Below are 1415 nucleotides of genomic sequence, written 5' to 3'. Positions count from 1 at the left end.
TCAAACCTTAACTATCCCAAAATTAGGTTGAGAGGAATGATATATAGCATTTCTGTAAGCTATCAGCTATCAGCGAACAGCGATTAGCGCTACGCGCACGCTACTTGAGGTGCTAATAGGTCATGAACAATCTTGCTGATTTTTCATAACACCAAAAAATCCTCCAAGCTCTTTCATAATGCTCCCTGCTCCCTGCTCCAAAAATCCCTATATACTTGATTCACTCTTGCCTTTTGCCTCTTGCCTCTTGCCTTTCCCTAGAGATTCTGTTCACAACTCAAATAGAAATGATCTATGCCAGTTGCTAACCGCGAAAGCCCTCTTGTTCCTAATTTTGAGATTATCATCAACGGCTCACCGTTGCCTGTGGAAGCGGAATTGCACGTCATTAGTCTTACCGTTGACCATGATGTGAAATTACCAGGCATGTTTACACTGGAACTTACAGATTCAGATACTAAGCAAGAAGAAACGACTTGGATTGATGACGAAAAACTCTTTGCCATTGGCAATGTTGTAGAAGTTAAACTCGGCTATGATGATGATTTAGAAACCCTAATTATTGGCGAAATTACTGGCATAGACCCAGAATTTGCCTTTGATAGACTGCCCAGATTAACAGTGCGGGGTTATGACCGTCGCCATCGTCTCCAGCTAGGTAAAAAAACCCAAACGTTCCTCCAGCAGAAAGATAGTGATATTGCTGCCAAAATTGCTAGGGATGCAGGACTTACGGCTAAAGTTGAAGATAGCCAGGTAGTGCATGAATATATTTTACAAGCCGAGCAAACGGACATTGAGTTTTTGCAACAGAGAGCCAAACGGATTAACTACGAAGTAGTTGTTGAAGATAAAACCCTATTTTTCCGACCTGTAGGTAATGCCGAAAGTGAGATTATAACCCTGAGTTTTGAAGATGACTTGATGGAATTTTATCCCCATTTGTCTTCTATGGGCCAAATAAGTGAGTTAACAGTGCGGGGTTGGAATCCTAAAGAAAAGCAAGAGATTGTTGGACAAGCAAAGGTTGGGGATGAAGTTTCAAAAATGGGGGGACAAAAAAGTGGTGCTGCCCTGGTTAAAGACGCTTTTAGTACAGCAGTTGTTCAAGTCAGCGATCGCCCAGTATTAACTCAAGCAGAAGCAGATCAATTTGCCAAAGCCCGCTTCAATAATGTCGCACTGACCTTAGTTACTGGTGAAGGGGTTTGTTGGGGGCGTACAGATTTACGAGCAGGCAAAGTCATCAAGATTGAGGGCTTAGCAAAACGCTTCAACGGTCAGTATTATGTCACTGCCACTGTTAATCATTATCACGCCCAGTCGGGATATCGTACCCATTTTACAGCTCGGAGGAACAGCACATGAAGTTATTTGACCTATTAACTGATACGGGGCAAAGGGAAGCTCATGCT

The 1415-nt window shown here is 42.8% G+C and carries 1 protein-coding gene; it reads left to right on the top strand.

The features are described from left to right. The first annotated feature begins 294 nt into the window (after window positions 1–294). On the top strand, window positions 295–1368 hold the full coding sequence (locus F6K51_RS37185; RefSeq protein WP_293031171.1) for a contractile injection system protein, VgrG/Pvc8 family: 1074 nt from the start codon (window positions 295–297) through the stop codon (window positions 1366–1368). The last annotated feature ends 47 nt before the right edge of the window (window positions 1369–1415 follow it).

It is taken from the genome of Moorena sp. SIO3I8 (assembly GCF_010692325.1).
Classification (GTDB): Bacteria; Cyanobacteriota; Cyanobacteriia; order Cyanobacteriales; family Coleofasciculaceae; genus Moorena.
This window is presented reverse-complemented; position numbering and strand designations above follow the sequence as displayed.